We start from the raw sequence: 24697 nt of genomic DNA on the forward strand, positions 1-24697 counted from the left end.
ATTTCTATGTATAGAGTTATATCTTGTCCTCCGCGGTCATATACATCTCCTTAGACAGCATTGACAGAGAAAAGGATCACCGAATTCATTGGGATCAGGGGGGACGGCATGAAATTCTTTATGGTGGTTAATGGCAAAAAGGCAAAGCAGTACATGGTTGTTGTATTCGCTGCTTTTTTTGCAGCTTCACTCGCTTTTATGGGGCAAGAGCAATTATCTGTTTTTTCATCCAAAGACGGACCGCGTGCCATTTATAAAGGCGAGGCAAAAGGAAATAAAGTCGCCTTAACGTTCGACATCAGTTGGGGCGATAAACGGGCTCTGCCTATATTGGATATTTTGAAAAAGCAGGGCATCAAAAACTGTACGTTCTTCGTATCAGCCGCCTGGGCAGAGCGACATCCGGAAATTGTGGAGCGCATTGTAAAAGACGGCCATGAACTGGCGAGCCTTGGTTACCAATACAAGGACTATACCGACTGGAAAGATCCGCAGATCCGACGTGACATCTTAACTGCACAGGAAAAGATCAAAAAAGTGTCCGGCAAGACGACATCTTTAATCCGGCCGCCGAATGGAAGTTTTGATAAACGGGTACTTGAGGTATCAGAAGGTACTCATCATTCTGTCGTACACTGGAGTATCGATACAAAAGACTGGAAAAATCCTGGAGTTAATAAAATTGTTTCGAATGCAACCAATCATGTGAAACCCGGAGATATTCTGCTGCTCCATGCTTCCGACTCTGTGAAGCAAACTCATAAAGCATTGCCGGAAATTATCGGCAAGTTAAAGTCAGAAGGCTTTTCCTTTGTCAGTGTCGGTGAAATGATTGCCAATACACAGGCACACAGCCAGGAGGTTCATTAAAATAATAAGTAAAAAACTTCCGTCCATTTTAGGCGGAAGTTTTTGATTTGGCAGCGGATTTTGGCTGAATGAGCCGGTGAAGCATAAGAATCTGATAAAGGTTGCACACACCAAGGGAAGCGAATGCCATCCACATGGCGCTTGGTGCATTCGTTTTTAAGACGGGCACCCATTCCATGGTAGTCACCACAATCATAAAAAACAATGTGGGTACAAACGCTCCCTTGTTCGTTTGCTTCTGTTTCATATACGCTACAAGCAAACCAAGAGCGAAAACCCCGATAGGAATTAAACTGTAGGAGGCAAGGCTTTGCCCCGCTTTATGAAATGCGGTATACCGCAAGTAAAACAAATCAAAAAGAACAACAATAATAAGGACAATCTGAACACCGTTCCACAGGGACTGCGATCTGAAAATGCCCAGACCAAACCGGTGAACCGTCAAGTAAGCGAAAAATCCCATCTGGCTGAACACACTAAATAAAGCGCCAAAGCCAACAAGACCGAGTATATAGATAAGAAATTCTTTCACGCCCCCGGTTTCGGGAAATTGTGAAATTAAACCTGCAACAATGGCACAGCCAATCCCAATAAGTAACGTCGTGATAAATAAAAAGACCCAGTTTCTTGACTTCACATGATTGCCTCCAATCCAAATGTAACCGTTATCGATTGTATCAATCCTAACCAAAAAAAGCCATACTGTTTTCCTATATTTGTCCTGCATAAATCTCCGTAAAACACCCACCCTAATGGTAAGAACTCATAGAAAGGAGAAGGAGCAGACGTGAGAAAAACGTGGATCCCATGCCTCTTCTGTTTTCTTCTTTTAGCCCTTAGCGGCTGTGCCCAGAATGAAGCACAAGGAAGCAGTCCCCAGAACATGGATTATGACGCCACCAAAAAAATGCTGGTGGATATTTTAAAAACAGATGATGGAAAAAAAGCCATCACCGATGTGTTGTCTGATGAAAAAATGAAGGAACAACTTTTGCTTGATCAGGCGCTCATCAAACAAACGATTGAAAAAGAACTCTTGTCGCCAAAAGGTGAGAAGTTTTGGCAGCAAGCCTTTAAAGATCCGAAATTTGCTGCAGCCTATGCAAAAAGCATGAAGACTGAACATGAAAAGCTGATGAAAGGCCTGATGAAAGATCCGGCGTATCAGCAGCTTATGATGAATATCCTGAAAAGCCCGGAAATGGGCAAAGAAGTACTGGACCTTTCCAATTCGCCTCAATACCGAAAAGAAGTAAAGAAAATCATGATGGAAACCTTCGATAGCCCACTGGTACGTACGCAATTGTCAGAAATGCTGCAAAAAGCCGCTCATGATGAGATCGACCAGTCGACCTCTAAAAAAGGATCGCAAGGACAACAGCAGCAAGGCCAGCAACAAGGCGGCGGACAACAGTAAATATAAAACAACCTCGTACGTAAACGGTACGAGGTTTCGTTTTGTTTAGTTTAAATGGTCGATGACTTTTTGTGCGATGTCTTCATAGGCTTGTCCCAAACGATGGTCTCGGGCATAAACGCTTGGCGCAAAATCCTCTTCGTTAATATCAGGCTGTCCGAGAGGCAGCTGTCCGAGCATCGGAACTCCAAGCTCGTCTGACAGGCGTTCTCCTCCGCCTTTGCCAAATACATATTCTTTCTCGCCTGTGATCTTGCTCTCAAAGAAAGCCATGTTTTCAATAACCCCAAGGATCTCATGATCCGTCTTTAGCGCCATGCTTCCTGCTCTGGCTGCAACAAAGGCAGCTGTCGCATGAGGTGTGGTCACAATGATCTCTTTGGACTTCGGCAGCATTTTATGAACATCGAGAGCTACGTCTCCTGTTCCAGGCGGCAGGTCGAGCAGAACATAATCAAGGTCTCCCCAATTCACTTCGCTGAAGAAGTTCATGAGCATTTTTCCAAGCATTGGCCCGCGCCAGATGACAGGTGCGTTATCTTCCACGAAGAAAGCCATGGAAATCACTTTCACTCCAAACCGCTCCACCGGCTGAATGGTTTCTCCAACGACTTTCGGGCGCTCAGTAATCCCCATCATATCAGGTACACTGAATCCGTAAATATCGGCATCAATCAATCCGACTTTTTTGCCAAGACGGGCCAGCGCCACCGCGAGGTTTACCGATACGGTTGACTTTCCTACACCGCCTTTTCCGCTGGCGATGGAGATAAATTGGGTTTTGCTTTCCGGTGCAAGCAATGTCGGAACACCCGGTGCTGCAGCTTGCTGCTGGCTTCCCTTAACGGGCTTTCTCTCCTCAAACCGCAGGCCGACAGATTCAACTCCCGCGCCTTTTAGCGTATTGACGATCTCCTGCTGAAGCATCATTTGCTCCTGAGATCCGGTTTGGGGAAGTGCAACCTTCAGGCTGACATACCCTTCCTTTACTTTTAGTTCTTGAATCGCTCCGGACTCGACAAGGCTTTTATGTAAAAAAGGGTCTTGGATTCGAGATAAAAGTTCAATTACTTTTTCTTCTGTCATGGATAAGACACTTCCTTTGCATGTATTCGATTTCACTCCTTAACAAGTATATCACAGATGAGCTTAATCGTAGACTACAGACGATTGAAGGTGCAAGCCGGTTTGGCGTGCACCTTCAATTTGGTACTTTTTCTTTTGTATAATAGCGTAAAATTCCCTGATAGACAGAGGCGGATATTTTATGCTGATACGATTTTGTTTTCAGCAGTTCCCTTTCGCTCGGATTGGATAGAAACCCGACTTCAACCAGTGTTCCGGGCAGCTTGCTCGTCCGGAGCAAAAATATGCCCTCAATGGATTTTGCGATCCGGTCTGTGTTCTGAAGGTTTCGCTTCAGTTCACTTTGAATAAATTTGGACGCGGCCTCGCCTTTCTTATCGGAGGGTGAATAAAACACCTGCGCTCCCCGCCAGCGCGAAGAAGGAAGTGCATTCAGATGAATGCTCACATATAAATCGCCGTTGGATTCATTAATGATTTTTTTTCGTTTTCTGAGATCGTCCCATTTTCGGGCACGGATCCTCCCGCTATCTCTGCCGCTTAAGTCCATATCCCGCTCTCTGGTCATAATGACAAGCGCACCAGCTTCCTGCAAATAATCCCTTAGCTTTAAGGAGATATCCAATGAAATATCCTTTTCCAATACCCCGTCTCTGCCTACCGCTCCGCCATCCATTCCGCCATGCCCGGGATCAAGCACGATTACTTTTCCCGACAGCGGAAGGCTCCACGGTTTCCAGGTTCCTTTTTCCGAAAACTGATACGTAAAAATAAATAGCAAAAGGGTAAATCCCAAGGCAAAGGCGACTTGCTTTACCCGTCTTTTCATTCCTTGCCCCCTAATCAACAGACGTATATGTCTATATATATGGGACAAGAAACCAATTAGTACTTAATGGAGCTTCATTCTATATCTTTTCTCACCATTCCAATATCCTTCAAGCCACCAGTGCTCAATGTACACTTCACAGCACAAGTACAAGGATTCCATCATCTGCTCGGTGCCCCAGCACCAGAACTGCCAGTAATCAAACAAGCTTTCCGTCAATTCCTTTTCGGCATGCCGGCTCCGTTTCTTGATGTCTTCCAGTGCTTCCCCGTGGTAGGCGAACCGGCTGTAAGCCGCACCGAGCAAATAAGCATCTATGGCCAGATCAATACAGGCATCCTCAATGTCCTGCTGATATAAGAGCGAATACTGAAAAAAAGGCTGGTACAGAGTTTGAATTTCCTTTTTAATTTTCCCTAACGAAAGATCCCTTAGCACTTTTCTTTCGTACTCCGCTTTTTTCGTACGCTGTTTCTCCCTAAATGTTGTAATTACAATCGCCATCATTTATCCTCTTCCCGCGCGAATGCGCCAATCACATATCTATATAGTGGGTACACCCTTACCTACATCTTTTGCAAAACACAAGAGCATCATCCTGCGTAAATGATGGGAATAATCTCAAAAGCTGAAGCGGCCGCTTAGAGACGAAAAGCGTTGGAACTCTTGAACAACAACACGCTTTTTGTGTTGTAGTGAGAGAGTGAAACGATCGAGTCTTTGGCCGCTGAAGCTGGATGCTGAAATGCTGAAACGCCTGTTCAGAGACAAAAAGCACTGGAGGGCCTTATCATAAAACGCTTGTTGTTTTCTGATAAGGAGCGAAGTGATCGAGTCTCTAGGCGTTGAAGCTGGACAAATCTCAAAAGCTGAAGCACAAAACAAAATTAAACGACCGTTTAAACATGCAAACTTAAACGATCGTTTAACTTATTCTTTATCAATGGGCGCCTTCAGTCGGTCGGCGTAGGAATCGAAATATAGATTGCCGTTTGTTCCCTGTACGGCATAATACACATCTTCAAGAGCCAGGCCTCTGTTTTTGAGCTCCGCCTGCAGCCAGGCTTCGGAAAGTTTGTTCTCCTTCAGATTATCGCCAAGGATTTCTTTTTCCATGATGAGTTCCACCGGGAACTGTGAGTCTTTTTGGAACGTCAGATTTAAATCCTGGCGGGTAACCGAGCGGAATGGCGGCTTTTTTTGAATGGAGATTCCGCCGTTTGTTTCAAGAATGGCATATTGCACTTCATACATATCAAAGATTCCCTTTTCCCTGAGGAGCTGGTTTAAGTTATCAATTGTGAATTTCGCTTTTCCCATGTTTTTTTCCAAAATGTGACCATCTTCAATCAGCACGGTAGGTTCTCCCGATATCCAGCGGCGAGCTTTTCTGCTTTTGACGGTGAAGACCAGGACCAGTATGGAGGTACCAAAAAAGGTCAGCATCGCAAAAACGGCGTGCCAGGTTTTGATATTCAGGTTAAAGGCAAGGTTTGCCGTAATTGATCCAAGCGTGGCAGCCGCAATAAAATGGTTCAACGTTAAATAGGACATCGTCTGTTTGCCGAGAAGACGCGCAATTCCGATAAACAGCGTAAACGCCAGTAACGTCCGCCAAAAGACTTCCATGATCTCAGACATCCTGTTCCTCCTGTTGGAAAATGGTGTTATGCCTATTGTTTGCGAATCGAGCCGGGAACATGAGCAAAATATAAAAAAGACCCCCAACCAAAATGGTTGAGAGCCTTTGAAACGTTGAGAATTAACGTTTTGAGAACTGTGGTGCACGACGAGCGCCTTTAAGACCGTATTTCTTACGTTCTTTAATTTGTGGAATAAATATGAAGAAACACGGAAGAATATAATTTACATTAAAGCCTGATTATCGGGCTTTTTTAACGTTAATGATAAACAGATTATAAATCCCTAAATATGATTAGTGGTCAGAATGTGGTCACCCAGGATGTATTCATGCTCGCTTTTGGAGCATTTCCTTTAACAACTCAATTGCACTTTCTTCTGAAGGATCATTTATTCCAAGTTGACCTCGAAATGCTGTGTCTAAAATTGATTGTTTTAACGAAGCTATTTTACCTAAGGCCTGCATAGAATTTTGTAATATGTCCTTTTCTGCTTTTAGATAATTATCTAAAAAATTAACAATTTCAATTTGTTCTTCATAAGGCGGTATAGGTACTTCCACTTCTTTAAAGATTTTCAAGGTGATTTTTTGTTGAGCTACACCTTTACTATGCGCCCTTATTTGTTGCCTTACAAATGAACTTCTAATAGCATACATAATAAACTTATTATTCACTATTTCTTTATTCACTCTCAGTTTTATACAGTCAGCAGTAATTATTGCCTTTTCTATTGTATTAGGACATAAATCAGCATCTCCTGGAGGATCCCCCATTTTAGTTACTAATACATCACCCGCAGTAACCGTATGTGCCTTTAGCTCCTGAGCTTTTTCTTCTGTAATAAATTTAGTTCCTAAATTATAATCGGAACTTCTGATATTACGAACAAAGATTAAAGGAATACCTCTATCTTTATAGTCTGCAACCTTCAAATTACTTCCAAATGGCCCTATGGAAAGCGAGTACCTTTCATCAGACGCTATGCTTTGAAAATTCGATAAAATCCACGAGCTTGGAAAATAATTTTCTATAGGTTTAGCTTCGGGACTTAATGCTAAAGGATTTAAAGCTTTTGGGTTTTCCCGGCGCCATTTATTAGTCAGTTCTCCACGAAACGCCTTATCCAAAATAGCTGCTTGTTGTAGTTGAAACGTTTCCTTTGCTTGATCAATCAATTGTTCTGCCTCGTCAACCTTACTTAAAAGACGTTCAACTTTGTCAGCAATTCGCTTTTGTTCTTTTATAGGTGGTAAAGGGATTGGAAATTTTTCTACCTCTTTTGGCCTTGCTCTTGTTAATGAACCTCCTACGCCAGAAACATTAGAGGTGATTAACTTTCGAAAAAATGGAGACCTGAACAAATACAACAAGTATTTTGGATTGGTTACCTTAGTATCAGGAATTACAATCCATTCAGTTGATGCTAACTGCCTTTGTTTCACCTCATTTTCTACACACCAAACTCTATTTATCCTAGGATTAATTTTACATATCAAAATATCATTTGGATTCACCAACTGCTTATTAGAGGCAATTTCTTTGCCCGTAATGTATTCCGGACTTTTTGTATCAAAACTGGGTACACTATATAATTCAAAAATTTCATCTGGAAATTTATTTGGTTGTATGGTTAATCTTTTACCTTTATTTATAGCCTTTATTTTAATCCACACCCAATTATCCGGTATACTATAAGGCTGTTCGTCCTCTGAAACTAAAACGTCGTTTAATAGTTCCTCAACTGCCTTTTGTTTATTTGATTGTTTATTCATGCCTATCCACTCCAGTAGCTTCAGCTACCCTACTTTGACTATTAATTGAAGATCTATAAATAGGCGGGGCCTCTGTTGAACGAAGTGTTTCAATAACCTCACTTAATAATTCAACAGCTTGTTCTAATTTAACAATTGCCTCTTCAGCTGACCCAATAGGATCCGTTAAGTTTTCGTATATAGACAAAGATTCATCAGCAATCAATCCAATATCCAAATTGTTGCCTTTGTTCTCTATATCTTCACGTGTAAAGACTGTAAACCGCTCATCATTTATACTTACCTTATCATAAGCTTTATACGCTTTTATAAATGATCCAAAATGCTGTTCAGTTAGTCGGGTGCGTTTTCCAAAGCTCGGCATATTAGTACGTAGGTCATATACCCCAACTTCCTTTGTATTGCCTTTATCTTCAGTACCACGAGTGAAGAAAAGAACATTTGTTTTTACACCTTGGGCATAGAAAATCCCCGTTGGTAAACGTAGTATCGTGTGTAAATTACACTTATCCATTAAATCTTTACGTATTTTCGCACCAATACCACTTTCAAAAAGGACATTATCAGGCAAAACAACTGCAGCTCTCGCTCTCCCATCTGATTTTAACGCGCGGTAAATATGCTGTAAGAAATTTAATTGTTTATTGGTTGATGTAAATGTTAAATCATCACGAGTTGGACGTTCTCCCCCTTGCTTCGTCCCAAAAGGAGGATTAGTCATGATTACATCAAAGTTTTTCAGGTCTTTTCCTATATCAGATAAGGTATCACCTAAAACAATATCTCCTTGTATATCGTGCAGCATGGCATTCATTAATGCAAGGCGGTGAGTATCTCTGACTAATTCTACTCCGGAAAAGGCTTTATATTTTTGAAATTCTGCTTCTTTTTGTCCAAGTTCAAAATAGTCATCTGTTTGTTCACGAACATGTCGATCTGCTGCAATCATAAATCCAAATGTTCCAGCTGCTGGATCATTACATCTCTCACCAGGTTGTGGATTAACCAATTTTACAATCACATCAATCAGAACACGTGGTGTAAAGTACTGCCCTGCACCAGACTTAGTCTCACTCGCATTTTTCTCTAATAGCCCCTCATAAAGGTCACCTAGCCCCTCTTCTTTGGCACTGTACCAATCTAATTCATCAATTGAACGCACAATTTTTTCAAGGTTTTTAGGCTCATCAATGTTTGTTTGAGCATTAGTATAAATTTGTTTAAGGATATCGTTACTTTCGTTGCCCAAATCAATCAAGAGCTTTTGATAATGGGTTTTGAGCTCCAACCCATGAAAATTTGTCAGTGAATCCCAACGGTATCCTTCTGGAATAGGTTCTTCATTATTAGTTTCCTTCATCATTTTCAAAAATAACAAATATGTTAACTCTGTCACGTATTGATGATACGTAATTCCATCATCACGTAAGACATTACATAAATTCCATAATTTCTGCACAATCTGCTGGTTGCCCATTCTTTAAGCTTGCTCCTTTTCATCATAAACGTATAAAGCATAGTTGATTTTACTAACAATATCATCTAATTGTCCACTAAAGATCTTATTTAATTGTTTGTAGCCTCCCCGACTTTTGAAAGGCTCGACATTAAAAGCCTGCTCAGGGTCAGGGTCCAATACAGACTCTTTCAATAATTGCTTTTCAATACGTTCTAACCATGATCTTTGTACTTTTGGCCATGGTTTCATAGAATAAATTTTTTTCATTGCTTGTTTAATGCGGTCCTCATGATCGATGAGCGGGTCCCCTAAAGCTTGCTGTCGAATAAAACTTATAATATCTGCTGCGATATCTTCATTCTTCGTATCACGCCACGCGGTTTGAAGGCCCTTTTCGGTAAAGCCCTTTTGATCAAGAGCAATCCTTAGTTCCCTTAACTGATTGCGCGTCAATTCTTTCGGACGCGTACAAACAACCTGAAGTGCTGGTATTAAGTTCATGTTTTCCTTAATAAATTGACTAAAGCTTTGCAAATAGTCCTCTGGTTTTTCTGCATCTCCATAACCACGAGTTACTTCTTTTATTTCATCCTCATGTGTGGAAATATACTGAAGCGCAGGCCTCCCCCTGTTTTCATCTAAAAACCGTAGAATGTTTTGATTTGTCGTCAGCTTTTCTACAACCTCTTTCGGTTCAGCTTGTTTCATCCAGGCAATAAATTCATTGACTGTTTTACCGCCTGAAAGGACCTTAAAGTCTTCATAGTCCTTTTCCAGCCAATGCTGCTTCCTACGTTGAACTTTTGCCATTAACTCTTCTTTATGCTGCTCTTGTTGGTTTTTATCTTCTATTTGTTTCAATTCGTTCACTAATTGCTGAACTGTAATTTTTGGACTTGTTACAACTGGTTTCATTGTTGTATAAGGCTTTAGTGATTCATAAATACCAACCGCATCATAAATGGAGAAATGATCCTTGCCAATCTCGTCATAACGTCTCGTTGCACGACCTAACATTTGCTCATAAAGAATACGAGAACGAACACGTCTTAAAAAAACCAAATTCGTAATAGCTGGAACATCAATCCCTGTTGTCAGCAAATCAACCGTTACTGCAATGTTCGGTAACAGTTCGTTTTTATAAAGTTTAATGGCTTGCGATGGATTTTTTATGGATCCTGTAATTTTCATAACAGCATTGTCATCAATAGGCCCATGGATTTGTTCTAACTCATCTTTGAATATACGAACCACCATATCAGCATGATCATCTGTTGCGGCAAAGATTAGGGTTTTTCCAGGACTTGTTGGGTCAATGTACTTTGCTAACTCAGCAAAGATAACCCGATTGAAATTTTCTGTGATGACCGTTCTGTTAAAATTGGTTACCTCAATGTTAACCTCATCTTCCAGAAGCTCTGTTTCAATTTCCCCTGTTCGAGTATTGTATACATCAACAGTTTCACCTGCCGACCACTTTATTCCTGTTTTCTTTAAAGCTGTTTCAAATTGATAAGGCGGTTCATGATCAATTAAATACCCATCTATTACAGCTTCTCGATATGAATACGTGTAAACTGGCTTTCCGAAAATTTCAACAGTGTGTAGAGCGGGCGTAGCAGTTAGACCAATCTTTGTTGCATCAAAATAATCAAGCACCTGGCGATACTTACTTACATAGTCTTGATGGTCCCTAAATAATTCTTCAACCTCCGACATTTCTTTATCAAGTGTGTACCCACGGTGAGCTTCATCAACGATGATACAGTCATACTGGTCAACAGTTGGTTTATCTTCATCGTTGTCGGAGTATAAAACTCTATTCAACATTCCTTGAACAGTGGCAATCTGTACCTTCGTTTCTGGATTAGGTTTATTATCCTCCAAAGACTGAAGCTCAAATATCTCTGTGAATGAGTGGTAATTTTCCAGCTTCGAGTCTTTAAATGCAGATTCTGCTTGTTCCCCAAGTGATGTCCTGTCGACTAAAAATAAAATCCGCTTAAAACGCTTATATTTAATAAGGCGATAGATGAGCCCGATGGCCATCCTTGTTTTACCTGTTCCTGTTGCCATTGCTAATAGAATATGGCGCTGTTCATCACTTACAGCACGTTCCACAGATTTAATTGCATCCTCTTGGTATGGTCTTAAATTTAGATAGTCTAAATTTTCATCATGGAGCTGTTGATTTGCTCGATCAACATCCTGCTTCAATAGTTCTTTTAAACCTTGGGGAGAGTACCAAGCTTTAAGCGGACGAGGATGATTGGTTGATTTCCTAGCGTCTAAAAACCATATTCCCGACTTCTCAGCAAACTGTTTTACAAACGGCTGGCCGTTGGTTGCAAACAAAAATGGAACGAAGTAGTCACCATAGGGTTGAAGAATGACTTCCCCGCCCTTTCTCTCAACTAATCGGGCATAATTTTTTGCCTGTTCAATATCTGAGGGGATGTTCTTACTAATTCTTTTTGCTTCTATGATTCCTATAAAATCCAATCCAATAAACAGGGCATAATCCGCAAACCCTCTCTTTAATGGCCACTCAGCAATAGCTAGATTCTTTCCTTTTTGTGGACGTATACCTTTACTGTATCGAAGCTTTTCTGTGTCTGCTTCCCATCCAGCATCGCGTAATTGCACATCAATTTTTATACGTGTTTCAGCTTCTGTTAAATTTAAATGGGTTCCATATTTCTTTGCGTCTTTCTTTCTTTGCTGCTTATCTCTACCTGGTATGTACGATTGTGCTTGTCGAAGCATCTGAAGTTCACTTTCAAGCTTAGCCAATTTTTCATCATAAGCAGCAGACAATTTTAAGAGAGAATCCTGATCATCCTTATTTTCTGGAACTGGCTCCTTGTATCCTGGTTCTGTGAAATCCCATGATCCATAAACTTGCATGAACCAAACAGCGAGCCGGAAAGCCATATGAACTAAAGTCTTTGCTTCCAGCTGAGTTCCATATCCCTCGTGCATAGCTTTATTACCTTTTTTACGAATTGTCTCAAGGATGTCCTCTAACTCCTGAGTAATAAGATCTTCTCTTCGAAGTACTTGTATCCGATCAGTTTGTTTTGTATCATAAGTTTCCTTTATTCCCTCATATGCCAATACAAATTTTGTTAACGTCTCAGCAAACACGCGGAGCTTCATCAAGGTTGTGTTCGGGTCTATAAAAACATTTCTTTCTGCGGTTTCTCCTAAGTTCCCCAGGATATCCCATTTAGTTGAAAGGAAATGAAAATTGCCGTTTGTCATCACACTTACACCCCTTGGTTGTAAATATACCTAATTATATCCAATAAAAAGCGGGTATGAAATGAATTGGTTTTAATTTAATATAAAAACCCCTAACCATTTTGGTGTAGGGGGGATTATTTACACTTCTCGTTTTTTAATCGTTATATAATTTTTGCAATTGAACATCTCCGATTTTATAATCCCAAGATCTTCGTATGTTATAAAGGACAATATTTTCCTTACAGGTACGATAACAATGGTATTCTCATGTCATTAAAATAAAAAATTAAATTTTAAAATCCTAAATCTGATAATCCAAAATATAATTGAAACAGAGCTGATAAAAATATTCCATTTGCACAAGCGCTTTTTAAAACATTCCATATATTGTATAAAAACCTGTTGTTGATACCACAATAAGAATATCTTGCTATTATATGCACAGAATGCAATAATTTAAACATAATTTTTAAAAATAAAGGGTAATTATAATTTTTAATAACAGCAGGGATTTTTTTATAAATGTCGAATTATTACAATATGAAGGAGGGGATTTAAAATGTTAACGGCACAACAAGTAGCCCAATATTTTATTTTTATGAGCATCCCCGGAACCAAAGAAAATATTACTAACTTAAAACTGCAAAAACTATTGTATTTTGCCCAAGGGGAATATTTAGCTGAGCATGGGCCCAACACACCATTGTTTGAAGATGAAATAAAAGCTTGGGCACACGGACCTGTTGTTCCTGAAGTATATTTTAAGTACAGCGACTACAAATTTATGGAGATCTCTAAAGAGGGTACAGAAAACATAATTGATATAATTGAAAATGTTGAGGAGCAAGAAAACAGATATTATCTCGATATACTGGAAAGAGTTTGGAATCAATATAAACAATATAATGGGAAAGAACTTGAGAATATCACTCATGAAAACGGTCCATGGAAAGATATTCGCGGTGATTTACCACCCTTTATTTCTACAAACACTACGATAACTAAAAAATCCATCTTTGAATACTTTGCTTCACCAGTGACGGCCTAATAAGGGCCGTTTTTTTAAGGGGGGAATTATGTGTATTTAATTTTATCTGTAGTCACCACTGTTACTAATTTTTTATCCTCGAATGCAGACCTTTTAAAAGTTCATTTACCGGCATTTTTAAGAATAATTATACCTTTAAGCATGACCATATATTTATTTGCCTATAAAGAAAGAAAAGATATTACATACTCTTACTTACGATCTAAAAAGTTGAGCGGCGCTGCTTTAACATTTATCATATTTTCAATTGCTATTTCATTATTCTTTTATTTAGACCATTTTTTGAAATTCAAGAATTTATTTTTTGATGTTCTTTTAATTGTATTATCCCTAGGCTGGGGGATTTTATTATTAATACTATATTTTGAAATATTTAATTCTGTTAGCATCTTTCATGTTTTTGACAATAATTTAGATTCAATAATAAAAGACAATCAAAAAACAGGAGAGATCCTTACCATTAAGCAAAGGAAGTCCAACGATTTATATCAAAAAGCAATTAATTCAAAATGGAGCCTGTTTCAGAAATACTGGCAAAAAAGATGGGTAATGGTAGATAAAAAATTAAAAAAGAAATTATCGAAAAGATTCGGCTCCATTGATATTAGCGTTCAGATTACTTCACAAATTTTAATGTCAAAAATAAAGTATAACCTTCCAAAAGAATTCTCTGAGAACCTCTCGTTATTAATTAAAGAGTTAGATGAATTCATAAAAATCACAACTAAGTTAAACCTTGAGCATATTGCTTCATTAAATTTATTGGGGGAGTTTCTCAACGTGTATAATAGTATACTCAGAAATATTGAATTACTAACAGAGTATTCCTCAAAAAACGGGAAAAGTAAAGACTTAGAAACCTTAATTACCTTTTTCAATAGTGCAACTATTGGCCCTTATGTTTTTACAGAAACCTTTAATAAGGCATATCTTATTACAGAAAGGGTTAATCTTAAAGATTTCCAACAAGTTTTAAACTCTTTTCGTTACTCATATATTCAGACAGTAAAATCTCTAACCTTTACTTTAAGTAATAATAAATACTGGGATGAAATGCTGTTGCTAAGAAATATGAAGAATTTATCTGATGAAGCTGACTCAAGCTCTTCTGGATCATTTACGAGCGAGGAAGTTTTTACCTTGTACTCAGCCTTTCTAATTGAAGCAATTAATAAAAATGATATTAAACTTCTAACGGATACCGTTAATCTAATACTCGAGCAAACATCAGAAAGAATAGAATCGGTAACTAAAATTTTCCTTTTATGTTCAACTAAGGCAATTGAACTTGGTCATTATAAATGCGCTGGACATCTCATAAAAATGATTATACTTAATACAGATGCACCCATTCTTAAAAGCACTGTTGAAGAAATTTATCAACATCTCAATAATAGGCCAGTTTTTAATGGTTATGAATTTACAGAATTTTGCTCAAACCTTGATAAAAAAATGATTACTGACTTTATGATAAGTATACCGTTCAGCTCAGTTTCTTTTGAATATTGTTTTTCAAAATTAGTTTTTATGTTAGGTCACCAACAGCGGTTTAAAATGGAAAACCCACTTCCCGCTTTAAAATTTGAAGATTTTGAATTTGAAACACCTATTGAGTATATTAGGGATAAAGTTATTGATCTACATAAAGAGTACGGGTTAGTCGCATTAAAACATCAATATATAAGTAAGTCCTAGATCAATTTTACCCTGAAAAAGCGGCCGTTAATCAATCATTAACAGCCGCTTCTTAACTTATAATTTGGTTAAAAACAGGTAAACTTTTGGTTTATAATTACGTGTATTAAGCTCTCCATTCTACAACACTTGTATCAAGATCACTGAAAAGCGTATCCTCAATGCTTCTTTTCTCTTTTAGATGAATAGGTGTTTCTTCTTGTTTTAAGTTTGAGATGATTTTCATTTGTAATTCAATTAACTTTTCAGTAGATAGTCCAGAAAAATCCCGCTTGTCTAACTCGGTGGATAATCTATTTAATTGCTTTCCATATAGCTCAATTCTTGTTCTTTTTGAGACAAAATATTTTTCCTGTAATAGTTCTAATTCCATTGCCCGACAGTTTCCAATCTCAACTTCAAGTTCTCGTCCCCATTTAAGCAGTGTTGGCTTACTTACCCCAATTTCTTTTGCAATCTGTTCATATGGTATTTCTCGTGCGCGGTATTCAATAAATAGCTCCTTCTGTTCCATTTTCGAAAACTGAACCATCCATACACACTCCTTTTTATTCATAGTTCCCCACTATCTAGGTTTACTTACTTGGCTTGGGTAGAACCCGTAGACTAGCAGGTCAACCTCTTTGACACTTACAGCCAGTAAAGGCAAATCACCCGTGGAACACGTATAACCAAATCCAAGTATGTTTATGTACTTTTGGCTATCTAAGTTCGAGTGTTCCACGATGTATGATAATCCTTTTTTAATCAGGCTTTGTAGTGTTGACCATCTGTTCCACTTTCCTTATACATGTTCTACACCTCTGTTGTCACAAAACATCGAACTATACATTTTTTTGATACAAGATGAATTCACGAATAAAACCATTCTTAATAGTGTATTGGTGAACCTCTCCAAGTTCCTGTTTCAGAATATAGTCAATTGTTTCCTCAATCATATTAATATTTGTATTTCTTCCAAACACTTTCCCCCTATTCAGCGAATTAATGCGTATTGACAGGCCTTGTTCATTTTTTTTTCCTTTCCTACGAACATACTCCATCAACTTTAATGCCCTTTTTTCATGGTAGCTTGAATGGGTTATTTGAAATACCTTTCTAGCCTGTATCTTAAAATAATCCATAATATAGTTGGTATTCACTACTGTATCTTCATGGATTGACCCTTCCTTTATTTCTCCGTTACCATCTGAACACTCCAATAGGTGCATGATTAACAATATTCTTGGGTGTAGGCCTTTTAGCTTTCTCCATATGCCTTTTAACGCGTCTGGAAATCCCGCTTCCCCTGTTTGATCTTCTGTTGCATTAAACCACAACGTAAAAGCCTCTTTTGCCTTTTGCTCAAATTCGAATATGCTTGGTAACTTTTCATCTAAAGAAAAATAGAGCTTTTGAATTACATCACTGTAACCCTCTATCACATCATCGCTTACATCATCATCAGTCCAGTTTGAGGGAACAGGCTCAGGGTAACAAAATAAAAATCGGTCAATAAAACCATCTTTTGACACTCCTTCACCCCCTTCTTTTATTAACTCTTCAATCATCTCTGGCTGTATTCCACCAATAATGCTTACATACGGTTTTGGAATTACAATCGGGTCCTTTGCCTTTCGGTTAATAACAATTGTTTCATTTGAATACATCGATAAATAATACTGTCTGTCAGCACCCGCACGGTATTGATTCAAGCTTTTAATGAAACCAAGCAATTCATCATGAGATTTCAATATTCCTCTTTGATTCACTAGAAGAATCTCCTGTAAAGCTTCCATTGTAGAATCAACTGAGACAATTTGCTTAAGTTTGGGCTTTTGGGGTGGTTTAGGCTTGTTTAAGTCTGAACCGACCTCATTTACTAAACCTTCCTTCCATTGTTCAAGCCTTTTATCATACCTACCCTTTTCCAATTCATAATCAGCCAATTTGCCTTCATACTCAACAAAGTTTTCTTTTTGCAAATCATAAAGAGGTTGCACTGCCTTTGACAAAGCTGGAGTTTTTGCACTTCCAGGTTCAGCTACAATTCCACAATAAAGACTTGCCCCTGTTATCCAACTTTTTTTTAATTGTAAGGCTGCTCCATTTCCTATAGCAACGCTCGCGCATACTAGCACCCCCATCGCTACAAAATCCGGGGGACAAGATAAAGCTTTTGAGGTATCCTTGATAAAATTCAAGACTCGTTCTGGGAAAAAATCGATGGGAAAGCCATGAGTTTCAGCGAACGCTAATGTTTTAGCCTCTTCCTGTATTTCATTTACTAATGGATCTGCAGTGGCCAGGTTACTCAAATGTGATATACTTTTCTCATGTGTAGTAATTTGAGGTTGTTCTCCCGAGTGATGAGCAGCCTCTTTTTCTTTTTCATTCATATAAATCTCCCCCTTAACCCTTTCTTGAATTTGTTTTCATCCATTCTTTGAGATCCATTCGATTCAAGCGTATGACTTGTCCTCTTTGAAAAAAAGGAATTTCTTTTCGGCTAATCAAGTTGCGAACTGTAGGAATACTTACCTTCAAGTATGCTGCTGCATCACTTATGGTCATGATTTCTTCCTCTGGTGAATTATTCTTTGTCTCTTCTAAAAGCTCTCGAAGAGCTTCCTTTAAATCTGAACGGCTAACCAACAACGTATCTTCTGGTACTTCTAATTTGAAATGCATTTTGGTCCTCCCTTATCCAGCTTTAGTACTCAAATTTTTTCAAGTTCCCATAATCATCAAATAAATCTTCTTCAACAACCCCGAGTGCCTCTGCAAGCTGCTTTCTTAATTTTGGCCATGCTCTCCTATGCCCACGTTCAACCATAGTTATATTGGTAGGATGAATCCCCAATCTAAGACCCAGTTGAGTTTGCGACAAACCGAGCTTCCTTCGAGTATGTTCTAACTTGTTCATTCGACCTTACCTCCTTTTGTTGTTGCTAAAGCTATATCTTTATAGTACATTCAAATGTAAGAGGTAAAAATAGTTTTGCCGCTTACTATGCCTCTTACTCTAATCGAAAGGTGGTAAATTATTTGAAAAGAGTAAAATCCGCAAAAACAATTGAAAATGCAGAGAATTTAAAAAAGAAGATCATTCATCCTCCTGAATTAGAAGATGCATTATTTACGACAAAACTTCCTGTCCATGCACCTTACGAAATTTTTGAATACCAAGGTACTCCAACAATTATTGCTGCATGGTTTCTACAACAACCGGATCTTAGGTCTAAGCCAGATCTCACAATCAGAGAGTTTAAACACATGTTTAAAAACCCGACATACTATAATCCTTTTGATGACGACGATTTATTACCAGAATTAGCAAATTTAAATTTTTACGATCAGGATGAGACATTGGAATTTTGCAATAAATACGGTTTATATGGTCAAAGCGTTTTAAATAACCAGCTTCACTTAACCGCTGATCCTTTAAAACTTGAGGTTAAAGAAGAAGTGCTTATTAACCTTCTTGAATCGTATGAAGAGTTTAAACGAAATACTGCAATTATTCAGATGATCATCGATGAATACTTCAACGAAGTTCCTTTAAAAGAAAAGTTATATGAACAAACAAACGATGAATCCCTACTTCAAGAAATAAAGGTACTTAAAAGAAAAAATATAAGACTGGTAAACAGAGGGCTCAGATTTGTCTCACCGAGCATTAACCTAGGTCAAGAAGAAGAGCCTTTACCATCATTTTCTTCCACCTCATTATTGGGGGCTGTTTTTTATCAAATCCGTGAAGCAATGACACAGGGTAAGCAATTTCGTAAGTGTATGAATTGTGGATCTTTGTTTGTACCAAGAAAACCTAATGGCAGATTTTGTCCTCCTTTAAATTATGGAAGCCACAGTTCCTGTCAAAATAGCTATAATCAGATGAAAAGTCGTGCCAGAAAAGCTGTAAATAGTAAGGGACGATCTATTGAGGAAGTGGCAGAATCAATTGGAAGGCCAATTAGCGAAGTTAAAAACTGGTTTGTCTAATGAAGGACAATAACAAAGAAGCGGCAAAACAAATAACAATCAGGAGTGTATTATGGCATCATTTCAAAAATATACAACCAAACAAGGACAGCTATGGTTATTCAAAATGGATACCGGAATTAATCCTACGACAGGCAAACGTCAAACAACAACACGTCGAGGATTTAAAACTAAAAAGGAAGCTCAGTCAGCGGCTCAATCGCTTCAACTTGAAATATTGAATGGCAATATAGTGAACCATAATAATTATACCTTCGATCAAGTATTCAACGATTGGTTCACTAATCACAGCAAAACCATCAAGGCCAGTACTCAAAAAACAATTAAATCTAAATTCAAGAGGCATATCCTACCCCGCTTCGGAAAATTAAAAATAAAGGATATAACCAAGGCTTATTGCCAGAAGATGATTAATGATATAGCAGAGTCTATAACATCAGTAAACGATATAAAAATTCAGGCCAATCAGGTATTTAAATACGCGATAAAAATGGATATCCTTTCAAAAAATCCAATGGAGCATGTCAGTGTACCGAGAAATCAAAAAGAAATGGTTAGCGGCGATCATAATGAAGCGGAAAGAAATTATTGGAGAAAAGACGAAATTAAAAAATTTCTGATGACTACGGAACGTGAATTGCAGTTCCGGGATCACGTACTATTTCATCTTTTGATTTATACGGGAGCAAGGAAGGGTGAGTTATTGGCTCTTACATGGGATGATATTAATTTTAATGATGGATCTATTCGTTTAGCAAAAACTCTTTTTCAAAACGAAGGCAGCTTCGTATTTCAAACGCCCAAAACTAAGGAATCTCGACGTTTAATCAGTTTGGACAGGAATACCCTCCAATTGCTGAAAAAATGGCGTACAAAGCAAAATGAGGGCCTCTTAGCAAGCGGTGGTAATATCAAGCATCAAAATGTGGTTTTTACACGAGAGAACGGTACACCAATGAGGCTGGCCTATCTTAATGAAAAACTCGATATCATAATTAAAAAACATAAACTCCAAAGGATTACCATTCATGGTTTAAGGCACACTCATGCTTCTCTCCTATTCGAAGCGGGAGCCAGCATAAAGGAAGTGCAGGAGCGGTTAGGGCATACAGATATCAAAATGACCATGAACATATATACACACGTTACAGATACGCTAAAGGAGCAAACGGCAGAGAAATTCCAAAGGTACATCGAGCTATAACTGGTGATCAATTTAACTCGAAAATATATTCCGTGGTCAAAATGTGGTCAGAAACGATTTTTATGTATAAAAAAGACCCCCAACCAAAATGGTTGAGAGCCTTCCAAACGTTGAGAATTAACGTTTTGAGAACTGTGGTGCACGACGAGCGCCTTTAAGACCGTATTTCTTACGTTCTTTCATACGAGCGTCACGAGTCAAGAATCCAGCAGCTTTAAGGTTGCCGCGGAATTCAGGATCAGCTTGTAGAAGAGCGCGAGAGATACCATGACGGATCGCTCCTGCTTGTCCTGTATATCCTCCACCTTGAACAGTAACAAGAACGTCGTAGTTACCTTCTGTTGCTGTTTCGTTAAGTGGTTGTCTTACGATAAGTTTTAGTGTTTCCAAACCGAAATATTCGTCAATGCTGCGACCGTTGATTACGATACGGCCATCACCAGGAACTAAACGTACGCGAGCAACGGAGTGCTTACGACGCCCAGTACCGTAATATTGTACTTGTGCCACGTGAATACCTCCCTTTTATTATCCGCGTAATTCGTATTTTTCTGGCTTTTGTGCTTGATGTTGGTGCTCAGCTCCAGCATATACGTGAAGCTTTTTGATCATTTGACGGCCAAGGCTGTTCTTAGGAAGCATACCTTTGATCGCTAGTTCAAGCATTTGCTCAGAACGAGTTGTACGCATTTCTAATGCAGTTCTTGTACGAAGTCCACCTGGATGTCCAGTGTGACGGTAGTAAATCTTGTCACTTAACTTCTTACCTGTTAGATGAATTTTTTCAGCGTTGATTAGGATTACATGATCCCCAGTATCAACATGTGGTGTAAAAGTTGGTTTGTGTTTTCCGCGAAGGATTGCTGCAACTTCACTTGCAAGACGACCTAAAGTCTTTCCTTCAGCGTCGATCAACAACCACTTACGTTCTACTTCAGAAGCTTTCGCCATGAATGTCGTACGCATGAATTTTCCCTCCTGTATCTTCATTCGCTAAATCGCTTAATTTTTTTATGGGTGCTGTTCCACTCACTGTAAATTACGGTCAGCTGAACATTTTTAATTACTAAACATTTCACCGGATTACCTTCCGGGGCAGGGAGATAATCTTAGAAATACCAAAGAATATCTTATAACATATAAACAACGATGTCAAGTGTGTCGCGAAATTTCCGAGAGTATTTTTCGCATCATTTATAGGTGACGCGATATAAGTACAAACCGTGCGGCGGTGCCGTTTTACCTGCGGCGCTTCTGTCCTTTTCCGCGAGCATGGAACGGATTTCCTCCGGCTGAATTTTGCCCTGTCCGGCATCCAAAAGCGTACCGGCCATTATCCGGACCATGTTATATAAAAAGCCGTTGCCCCGCACTTTAAAAATAAGCTCGTCTCCCGCTGTTACCAGCTCAAACATGGTAATGGTCCTTACCTTATCTTCCACTTCCGAGCGGGCCGAGGAAAACGACGTAAAATCATGGGTGCCCATGAAGATCCCCATGGCTTCCTGGATCGCCGTATGATCCAGTGGATAAGGGAAATGGGAGGCATAGTTCCGCCGAAAAACATCCGGTTCGCCGCTTGTCATCAGCCGGTAATGATATTCCTTCTCTACCGCACTGAAACGCGCATGAAAGTCCAAAGGCACTGCTTCCACTTCCAGGATACGAATGTCGGCCGGCAACAGGGCATTCACCGCCTTTTGCCATCGTTCCGGGACAATGGCAAGCGGGCTGTCAAAGTGGAACACCTGCCCGATGGCATGTACCCCTGCATCCGTTCTTCCGGAAGCGGAAATTCTTACAGAGGTCCCTTTATGCATTTTGGACAGGCTTTTTTCAATCTCCCCCTGAACCGTGCGGGCTCCAGGCTGGACCTGATACCCGGCAAATTGAGTGCCGTCGTAGCTTACGGTCGCTTTCCAGCGCTGCATACCTCAAACTCTCCTTTACCCATGCGTCCTTAAAACAACCAGCACAGCCGCCAGAATCACCAGCAGCAAAAGCGCTCCTGTATCCCTGAACCTCCAGTGGAGAACACGGAGCCTTGTCCTTCCTTCTCCTCCACGGTAGCCGCGTGCTTCCATGGCCAGAGCCAGGTCTTCCGCCCGCTTAAATGAAGAGATAAATAAGGGTACCAGAAGCGGCACAAAGGCTTTGACCCGCTCTTTAATTGGTCCTGCGGTAAACTCCGCACCACGGGCCATCTGGGCCTTCATGATCTTCTCTGTCTCCTGAAGCAGGGTCGGAATAAAACGGAGGGAGATTGACATCATAAGAGCAAACTCGTGAACAGGGAGCTTGATCTTTTTAAACGGGGCCAGCAGGTATTCAAGTCCGTCCGTAATATCGATTGGTGTGGTCGTCAATGTCAAAAGAGATGTGACAAGGACAAGATACACCAGCCGCAGGGAAATGAAGACACCCTGCTTCACCCCGCCGTTGTAGATTTTCAGCCATCCCAGGTCATAGACCACCTCTCCCTGCTTGGTCATAAGGATGTGCAGGACGAACGTAAAGATTACAATAAAAAAGATCGGCTTCAGGCCTTTATACATATAACGGAGTGAGACTTGCGACAACAGGATCGCAGCCACTGCAAACACACCGAGGATCCCGTAGGTCAGCCAGTTGTTAGCCAAAAAGACAACAAAGATAAACACAAAGATGCCAAGAAGCTTCGCCCGCGGATCCATTTTGTGAAGTACGGAGGTGCCCGGTATATACTGGCCGATGATCACATTATCTAACATGTGGACCCTCCTTTGCCAAAGTCGGCAGAGATGGCCTTGGCTGTGTCCTCAATGGTAAATGACGACATCTCTGCCGGTTTACCGGTCTTCCCCTGCCACCTCAGCAAAAACTGAACGGTTTCAGGAACATCCAGGCCGACCGCCTGAAGTTCTTCCCGTTTAGCAAAGATTTCAGCGGGGGTCCCTTCAAGATAGGTGGACCCTTTTTCCATAACAAGAATGCGGTCTGCATAATAAGCCGCATCCTCCATGGAATGCGTGACAAGGATGGTCGTCATGTTCCTTTGATCATGAAGGGTACGGAACAAATCCATAATTTCTTTTCTTCCACGCGGATCAAGGCCCGCTGTCGGTTCATCCAGAATCAAGACGTCAGGCTCCATGGCGAGCACTCCGGCTATAGCTACCCGGCGCATCTGTCCTCCGCTGAGATCAAAGGGTGACTTCTGAAGCACCTCGACAGGAAGTCCGACAAGCTTAATCATCTCATGCGCTGCCGCTCTGGCCGCCTCTTCGCTTTGGCCAAAGTTCATCGGTCCGAACATAACGTCTTTTTCCACCGTTTCATCAAACAGCTGATGTTCAGGATATTGAAAGACAATTCCCACCCGTTTGCGGAGTGCCTTCAGCTGTTTTTTCTTTCCTCCGGCAGCAATCGTGAGGTCCCCTACTTTAATGGTTCCTTCAGATGGCTTTAATAGCCCATTCAAATGCTGAATCAAGGTTGATTTGCCTGAACCGGTGTGGCCGATGACAGCAAGGAATGTCCCCGAGGGGATGGACAGGCTGACATCATGGAGGGCAAGCCGCTCAAAGGGCGTTCCTGCTTTGTAGCGATGGGTCAATCCGCTGATTTTAATGTCCATAATGCATCCACCAATTCTTCCTGTGTCAAATGTTGTTCTTTCAGGCTGACGCCATAGTCCCTGAGCGCCAGTCCAAGTTTAAGCGAAAATGGAAGATCAAGCCCTGCACTCAGCAGCAGCGCTTCGTTCTGAAACACTTCCCGTGGACTGCCGGTCGCCAGAATGGCTCCTTGTTTCATCACAATCACCCTGTCAGCGCGTACGGCTTCTTCCAGGTCATGAGTGATGGAAATGACGGTAATTCCTTCTTCCTCATTCAGCTGTTTCACTGTATCAATAACTTCCTTGCGGCCCATCGGATCAAGCATGGACGTCGCTTCGTCCAGAATAATGATGGATGGCTTTTGGGCGATAATGCCTGCAATGGCCACTCGCTGTTTTTGCCCTCCAGAAAGATGATGGGGCTCACTCTCGATAAAGTCCTGCATGTTCACTCGGGCAATACTCGTTTGTATGCGCTCGATCATTTCATCACGGGGCACTCCAAAGTTCTCAAGGCCGAATGCCACATCGTCTCTTACGCTTGTCCCGACAAACTGGTTGTCCGGATTCTGAAAAACGATGCCGACCCGCCTTCTGATCTCCCAGAGCTCTTTTTCATTTGCGGTTGTATAGTCCTCTACCTTAACTTCTCCTGAGGTAGGCAGAAGAAGTCCATTGAGCAGCTTGGCCAATGTAGATTTCCCAGAACCGTTATGGCCGACGATCGCCAGCCATTCTCCTTTGTACACCGAGAGGCTCAATTCTGTCAGAGTCAAGTCTTCCTCACTCGGGTACTGGAAGGAAACGTTGTTAACTGTAATGAGTTCCTTCACGTTTTTCTCCCCC

General features: G+C 40.2%; 24 protein-coding genes and 1 pseudogene. 6 read left to right on the top strand and 19 right to left on the bottom strand.

Features of this window, described 5'->3' with window-relative positions; genetic code table 11:
* Nucleotides 1–108 precede the first annotated feature (108 nt).
* On the top strand, nt 109–870 hold the full coding sequence (gene pdaB, locus DMO16_RS15310; protein WP_061975763.1) for a polysaccharide deacetylase family sporulation protein PdaB: 762 nt from the start codon (nt 109–111) through the stop codon (nt 868–870).
* 28 nt (nt 871–898) lie between these two features.
* Here the strand turns inward: pdaB and DMO16_RS15315 are convergent, their stop codons facing one another.
* Nucleotides 899–1507 carry a KinB-signaling pathway activation protein gene (locus DMO16_RS15315; RefSeq protein WP_061975771.1) on the bottom strand — a complete coding sequence of 203 codons (609 nt, stop codon included), beginning with the start codon at nt 1505–1507 and terminating at the stop codon, nt 899–901.
* 150 nt (nt 1508–1657) lie between these two features.
* On the opposite strand from DMO16_RS15315, the gene gerD reads away from it, so the two are divergent.
* The gene (gene gerD, locus DMO16_RS15320) at nt 1658–2287 is read left to right on the top strand and encodes a spore germination lipoprotein GerD (protein WP_129478503.1); all 630 of its coding nucleotides are present in this window, start codon (nt 1658–1660) and stop codon (nt 2285–2287) included.
* 45 nt (nt 2288–2332) lie between these two features.
* Here gerD and DMO16_RS15325 read toward each other — a convergent pair whose 3' ends face one another.
* The 8 genes and pseudogenes from DMO16_RS15325 to hsdR all read right to left on the bottom strand — a co-directional run bounded on the left by DMO16_RS15325 (nt 2333) and on the right by hsdR (nt 12340).
* Nucleotides 2333–3373, bottom strand: coding sequence for an Mrp/NBP35 family ATP-binding protein (locus DMO16_RS15325; protein WP_061975759.1), 1041 nt, complete (start codon nt 3371–3373; stop codon nt 2333–2335).
* 115 nt (nt 3374–3488) lie between these two features.
* Nucleotides 3489–4202, bottom strand: a complete 714-nt coding sequence (gene cwlD / locus DMO16_RS15330; protein WP_129478505.1) for an N-acetylmuramoyl-L-alanine amidase CwlD — start codon at nt 4200–4202, stop codon at nt 3489–3491.
* 63 nt (nt 4203–4265) lie between these two features.
* The gene (locus DMO16_RS15335; protein ID WP_206738113.1) at nt 4266–4706 is read right to left on the bottom strand and encodes a DUF2521 family protein; all 441 of its coding nucleotides are present in this window, start codon (nt 4704–4706) and stop codon (nt 4266–4268) included.
* A 426-nt stretch (nt 4707–5132) separates the two neighbouring features.
* On the bottom strand, nt 5133–5843 hold the full coding sequence (locus DMO16_RS15340) for a DUF421 domain-containing protein (RefSeq protein WP_061975753.1): 711 nt from the start codon (nt 5841–5843) through the stop codon (nt 5133–5135).
* 121 nt (nt 5844–5964) lie between these two features.
* Nucleotides 5965–6036: pseudogene (gene rpsI, locus DMO16_RS15345) on the bottom strand (30S ribosomal protein S9); the annotation flags it as partial.
* 135 nt (nt 6037–6171) lie between these two features.
* Complete coding sequence (locus DMO16_RS15350) at nt 6172–7617, bottom strand: restriction endonuclease subunit S (RefSeq protein ID WP_129478509.1); 1446 nt, start codon at nt 7615–7617, stop codon at nt 6172–6174.
* Complete coding sequence (locus DMO16_RS15355; protein WP_129478511.1) at nt 7610–9094, bottom strand: N-6 DNA methylase; 1485 nt, start codon at nt 9092–9094, stop codon at nt 7610–7612. The genes DMO16_RS15350 and DMO16_RS15355 overlap by 8 nt, the downstream gene beginning before the upstream one ends.
* A 3-nt stretch (nt 9095–9097) precedes the next feature.
* A complete protein-coding gene (gene hsdR / locus DMO16_RS15360) occupies nt 9098–12340 on the bottom strand; it encodes a type I restriction-modification system endonuclease (RefSeq protein ID WP_129478513.1) in 3243 nt (1080 codons plus the stop codon).
* Between the two features lie 541 nt (nt 12341–12881).
* On the opposite strand from hsdR, the gene DMO16_RS15365 reads away from it, so the two are divergent.
* On the top strand, nt 12882–13370 hold the full coding sequence (locus tag DMO16_RS15365; protein WP_129478515.1) for a Panacea domain-containing protein: 489 nt from the start codon (nt 12882–12884) through the stop codon (nt 13368–13370).
* 30 nt (nt 13371–13400) lie between these two features.
* Nucleotides 13401–15065, top strand: coding sequence for a hypothetical protein (locus DMO16_RS15370; RefSeq protein WP_129478517.1), 1665 nt, complete (start codon nt 13401–13403; stop codon nt 15063–15065).
* A gap of 106 nt (nt 15066–15171) precedes the next feature.
* Here DMO16_RS15370 and DMO16_RS15375 read toward each other — a convergent pair whose 3' ends face one another.
* From DMO16_RS15375 to DMO16_RS15390, 4 genes are all read right to left on the bottom strand, one after another.
* On the bottom strand, nt 15172–15597 hold the full coding sequence (locus DMO16_RS15375) for a hypothetical protein (protein WP_129478519.1): 426 nt from the start codon (nt 15595–15597) through the stop codon (nt 15172–15174).
* A gap of 292 nt (nt 15598–15889) precedes the next feature.
* Nucleotides 15890–17443, bottom strand: coding sequence for a DUF3987 domain-containing protein (locus DMO16_RS15380; protein ID WP_129478521.1), 1554 nt, complete (start codon nt 17441–17443; stop codon nt 15890–15892).
* A 13-nt stretch (nt 17444–17456) separates the two neighbouring features.
* A complete protein-coding gene (locus DMO16_RS15385; RefSeq protein WP_129478523.1) occupies nt 17457–17735 on the bottom strand; it encodes a helix-turn-helix domain-containing protein in 279 nt (92 codons plus the stop codon).
* Nucleotides 17736–17757: 22 nt separating this feature from the next.
* Nucleotides 17758–17970, bottom strand: coding sequence for a helix-turn-helix domain-containing protein (locus DMO16_RS15390; RefSeq protein ID WP_129478525.1), 213 nt, complete (start codon nt 17968–17970; stop codon nt 17758–17760).
* A gap of 122 nt (nt 17971–18092) precedes the next feature.
* Here DMO16_RS15390 and DMO16_RS15395 point away from each other — a divergent pair, with 122 nt between their 5' ends.
* Complete coding sequence (locus DMO16_RS15395) at nt 18093–19049, top strand: hypothetical protein (RefSeq protein ID WP_129478527.1); 957 nt, start codon at nt 18093–18095, stop codon at nt 19047–19049.
* 52 nt (nt 19050–19101) lie between these two features.
* Nucleotides 19102–20253 (top strand): site-specific integrase, encoded by a 1152-nt coding sequence (locus tag DMO16_RS15400; RefSeq protein ID WP_129478529.1) that lies wholly within the window; start codon nt 19102–19104, stop codon nt 20251–20253.
* A 117-nt stretch (nt 20254–20370) separates the two neighbouring features.
* Here DMO16_RS15400 and rpsI (DMO16_RS15405) read toward each other — a convergent pair whose 3' ends face one another.
* The 6 genes from rpsI (DMO16_RS15405) to DMO16_RS15430 all read right to left on the bottom strand — a co-directional run bounded on the left by rpsI (DMO16_RS15405) (nt 20371) and on the right by DMO16_RS15430 (nt 24684).
* Nucleotides 20371–20763, bottom strand: coding sequence for a 30S ribosomal protein S9 (gene rpsI, locus DMO16_RS15405; RefSeq protein ID WP_061975732.1), 393 nt, complete (start codon nt 20761–20763; stop codon nt 20371–20373).
* A gap of 18 nt (nt 20764–20781) precedes the next feature.
* The gene (gene rplM / locus DMO16_RS15410) at nt 20782–21219 is read right to left on the bottom strand and encodes a 50S ribosomal protein L13 (RefSeq protein ID WP_007203517.1); all 438 of its coding nucleotides are present in this window, start codon (nt 21217–21219) and stop codon (nt 20782–20784) included.
* 224 nt (nt 21220–21443) lie between these two features.
* The gene (gene truA / locus DMO16_RS15415; protein ID WP_061975729.1) at nt 21444–22184 is read right to left on the bottom strand and encodes a tRNA pseudouridine(38-40) synthase TruA; all 741 of its coding nucleotides are present in this window, start codon (nt 22182–22184) and stop codon (nt 21444–21446) included.
* Nucleotides 22185–22199: 15 nt separating this feature from the next.
* The gene (locus DMO16_RS15420; protein WP_061975727.1) at nt 22200–23003 is read right to left on the bottom strand and encodes an energy-coupling factor transporter transmembrane component T family protein; all 804 of its coding nucleotides are present in this window, start codon (nt 23001–23003) and stop codon (nt 22200–22202) included.
* Entirely contained in the window at nt 22997–23869 is an 873-nt protein-coding gene (locus DMO16_RS15425) for an energy-coupling factor ABC transporter ATP-binding protein (RefSeq protein WP_061975725.1), read from the bottom strand. The genes DMO16_RS15420 and DMO16_RS15425 overlap by 7 nt, the downstream gene beginning before the upstream one ends.
* On the bottom strand, nt 23845–24684 hold the full coding sequence (locus tag DMO16_RS15430; RefSeq protein ID WP_129478531.1) for an energy-coupling factor ABC transporter ATP-binding protein: 840 nt from the start codon (nt 24682–24684) through the stop codon (nt 23845–23847). The genes DMO16_RS15425 and DMO16_RS15430 overlap by 25 nt, the downstream gene beginning before the upstream one ends.
* Nucleotides 24685–24697: the final 13 nt, after the last annotated feature.

The organism is Fictibacillus sp. S7 (assembly GCF_004127935.1).
Classification (GTDB): Bacteria; Bacillota; Bacilli; order Bacillales; family Fictibacillaceae; genus Fictibacillus_C; species Fictibacillus_C enclensis.